This window comes from Arthrobacter sp. Hb9-2, from assembly GCF_059091165.1.
Map to the genome: position 1 here is coordinate 1 of NZ_JBNHGJ010000078.1, position 3,465 is coordinate 3,465.

Sequence of the window (3,465 nt, forward strand, 5' to 3'; positions counted from 1 at the left end):
GGCGCTGGTTGTCGTGGACGTCCCAGGTGATGGTGGGGTTGTCGGGGTCGCCGGTGTAGTAGTCCTGGGTGTAGATCTCGATGCGGTGCCCGTCCGGGTCCAGGATGTAGAGGTAGAACGCGTTGGACACGCCGTGCCGGCCGGGGCCGCGTTCGATCCGGTCGCTGATGCGCAGGGCGCCCATCTTGTCGCAGATCTGGATGATGTTGTGCTTCTCGTGGGTGGCGAAGGCGACGTGGTGCATCCGGGGTCCGTTTCCGCCGGTCAGGGCGGTGTCGTGGACGGTCTGTTTGCGGTGCATCCAGGCGGCGTAGGTGACGCCGTCGGAGTCCTTGATGTCTTCGGAGACGCGGAAGCCGAGGTCTTCGAGGTAGGCGCGGCCGCGGGGGACGTCGGGGGTGACCTGGTTGAAGTGGTCCAGGCGGACCAGTTCACCGGCGGAGTAGAGGTCGTAGCGCTGGGTGAGGCGTTCCACGTGCTGCACGTCGTAGAAGAACTCGTAGGGGAATCCCAGCGGGTCCTCGACCCGGACGGAGTCGCCGATGCCCTTGGTGAAGCCTTCCTTGCGCCGCTCCACCCGGCAGCCGAGCTCTCGGTAGTAGGCCTCGGCGGCGTCCACTTCGGCGGGGGATTTGACCCGGTAGGCGAAGGCGGCGACGGCGGCGATGGGTCCCTTGCGGAGCACCAGGTTGTGGTGGATGAACTCCTCCAGGGAGCGCAGGTAGATCGCGTTCTCGTCTTCTTCGGTGACGTGCAGGCCCAGGACGTCCACGTAGAACTCGCGGGACTTGGCGAGGTCGGTGACCACGATCTCCATGTAGGCGCAGCGGACGATGTCCGGTGCCGGGACGGTGGGGGTGGGAACAAGGTTGGTCATGATGGTCTCTCTTCTTTGAGCAGTTTCTACGTAATTAAGGGGTTAGCCTTCGTTGGCGGCGGAGGCTTCGATGCTGCCGAACTTGGGGGTGTGGACGGTGCCGAGGGTGATGTGCACGGCCTGCTGGTCGGTGTAGAAGTCGATGGACCGGTAGCCGCCCTCGTGGCCCAGGCCGGAGGCTTTGACGCCGCCGAACGGGGTGCGCAGATCCCGGACGTTGTGGCTGTTCAGCCACACCATGCCGGCCTCGACGTTCTGGGAGAAGTTGTGCGCCCGGGTCAGGTTCTGGGTCCAGATGTAGGCGGCGAGGCCATATTTGGTGTTGTTGGCCAGGGCGAGGGCTTCGTCGTCAGTGTTGAACGGGGTGATCGCCACGACGGGGCCGAAGATTTCCTCCTGGAAGATCCGCGCGTCGGGGGCGACGTCGGCGAACACCGTGGGTGCGATGTAGTTGCCTTCGGGCAGGTGGCCGGGGCGGCCGCCGCCGGCGAGGAGCCGGCCTTCGGACTTGCCGATCTCCACGTAGGAGGCAACTTTCTCGTAGTGCTCAGGGTGGACCAGGGCGCCCACCTGGGTCTTAGGATCGTGCGGGTCCCCGACAACGATGTTCTTTGCCCGGGCGGCGTACTTCTCGCAGAACTCGTCGTAGATGGCGCGTTCGACCAGGATGCGGGAGCCGGCGGTGCAGCGCTCACCGTTGAGGGAGAAGACCCCGAACAGGGCCGAATCGATGGCGGCGTCCAGGTCGGCGTCGGCGAAAACGACGCACGGGGACTTGCCGCCGAGCTCCATGGAGAGGCCCTTGAGGTTCTCAGCCGCGTTGCGGAAGATCGTCTGCCCGGTGGTGGTCTCGCCGGTGAAGGAGATCAGCGGAACGTCCGGGTGCTTCACCAGGGCGTCGCCGGCTTCCTCGCCCAGGCCGTTGACCAGGTTGAAGACGCCGTCGGGCAGGCCGGCGTCCTTGAAGATGGTGGCCCACAGCGACGCTGACAGCGGGGTGAACTCGGCGGGCTTGAGGACCACGGTGTTGCCGGTGGCCAGCGCCGGGGCGAGCTTCCACGACTCCAGCATAAACGGGGTGTTCCATGGGGTGATCAGGCCGGCGACGCCGATCGGCTTGCGGTTCACGTAGTTGATCTGCGAGCCGGGGACCTTCATGGCGTCATCGAACTGGGCCACGATCAGGTCCGCGAAGAACCGAAAGTTTTCGGCCGCCCGGAGGGCCTGGCCCTTGGCCTGGGTGATCGGAAGGCCGGTGTCGAAGGTTTCGAGTTCGGCGAGCCGGGCTTCCTGCGCCTCGACGGCGTCGGCGATTTTGTTCAGGACGCGGGCGCGTTCGCGGGGCTTCATCTTCGGCCACGGGCCGTTGACGAAGGCTTCGCGGGCAGCGGCGACGGCGAGGTCGATGTCCTCTTTCTGGCCGGCTGCGGCGGTGGCGTAGTTCCGGTTGGACACCGGATCCAGCACATCAAAGGTCTTGCCGCCCACGGAGTCGACGAACTGGCCGTTAATGAAATGCTGGATATGGGTGGGAAGATCCTGCGGCACGTAGTGCGTGGCGGTTTCTGCAGAGGTCGTCATCGTTGAAGTCCTTACTAGTGCTTGGCTTGGGCGAGGTAGGCGTCCAGGGTGGCGGAACGGTGCAGGCGGGCTGCCTTTTCGATCGAGTCGGCGTCTGCTCCGGTTTCGATGAGCTGGAGCAGTGCCTCGTGTTCGTCCACGGAGTCGCGGGCGCGGCCGGGGACGAAGCGGAAGGTGGAGGACCGCAGTGCTGCGAGCCGGTTCCAGCCGCGGTGCACGAGGTCCAGGATGTGCGGGTTGGGGCAGTGCTCGAACAGGACGCTGTGGAAGTCCTGGTTGAGCCGGGTGAAGCGGACGGGGTCAAAGTGGTCCAGGCATTCGCGCATTTCCGCGTTCACGGCGCGGGCCCTGGCAATGGCCACCGAATCGATCAGCGGGGCGGACAGCGCAGTGGCGGCGCCTTCCACGATGCTCAGGGTCTGCATGGTGTAGAGGTATTCGGTGGGATCGATGCCTGCCACGGTGGCGCCGACGTTGCGTTCGAACGTCACCAAGCCCTCCGCCTCAAGCCGGCGGATGGCCTCCCGGACCGGGACAACGCTAAAGCCCAGGTCCTTGGCGATAATGCTCAGCACCAACCGGTACCCGGGAGTGTAGGTCCCCTCGATGATCCTGGATTTAACGGCCTGGTAGGCCTGTTCGGACTTGCTGCCGGGGGCAGCGGCAAGCTCAACCATTGCTTCAGTCACCAGCGTTGCCTGCCTTCCATTCCTTGTACCTTGCCTGCCACTCCGCGTTCATGGGGTAGAGGCCGTCCACGCTGTTGCCCTGCTTGACCATCTCGAAGATGAAGGTTTCTTCCTGCTCCTGCGTAATGCAGTCGTCCACCAGTTCCTCCGCGATGGCCGGCGGGATGACCAGGATGCCGTCGGAGTCCGCCACGATGATGTCGCCGGGCTGGACGGTGGCACCGCCGCAGGCGATGGTGATGTCTGTGTCCCAGGGGATGTGGCGGCGGCCCAGCACGGCCGGGTGCGGGTTGGCGAAATAGGTGGGCATCTCCAGGC

Annotated in this window: 4 protein-coding genes; all 4 read right to left on the reverse strand. The window is 65.3% G+C overall.

All coding sequences use genetic code 11. The features are described from left to right. The coding region (gene hpaD, locus AC5RV1_RS21200; protein ID WP_493995932.1) for a 3,4-dihydroxyphenylacetate 2,3-dioxygenase at positions 1-877 on the reverse strand (877 nt) is incomplete at its 3' end. 42 nt (positions 878-919) lie between these two features. Next, complete coding sequence (gene hpaE / locus AC5RV1_RS21205) at positions 920-2,458, reverse strand: 5-carboxymethyl-2-hydroxymuconate semialdehyde dehydrogenase (protein WP_493995933.1); 1,539 nt, start codon at positions 2,456-2,458, stop codon at positions 920-922. A gap of 14 nt (positions 2,459-2,472) precedes the next feature. Next, on the reverse strand, positions 2,473-3,135 hold the full coding sequence (locus AC5RV1_RS21210; protein ID WP_493948144.1) for a GntR family transcriptional regulator: 663 nt from the start codon (positions 3,133-3,135) through the stop codon (positions 2,473-2,475). Positions 3,136-3,139: 4 nt separating this feature from the next. Continuing rightward, positions 3,140-3,465, reverse strand: a 326-nt coding sequence (locus tag AC5RV1_RS21215) for an RraA family protein (protein ID WP_493995934.1), incomplete at its 5' end; no start/stop codon positions are given.

Bases quoted from the DNA above. Each gene is read 5' to 3' on its own strand.
- hpaE (WP_493995933.1), bottom strand. From the start codon at position 2,458: ATGACGACCTCTGCAGAAACCGCCACGCACTACGTGCCGCAGGATCTT.
- AC5RV1_RS21210 (WP_493948144.1), bottom strand. From the start codon at position 3,135: ATGGTTGAGCTTGCCGCTGCCCCCGGCAGCAAGTCCGAACAGGCCTAC.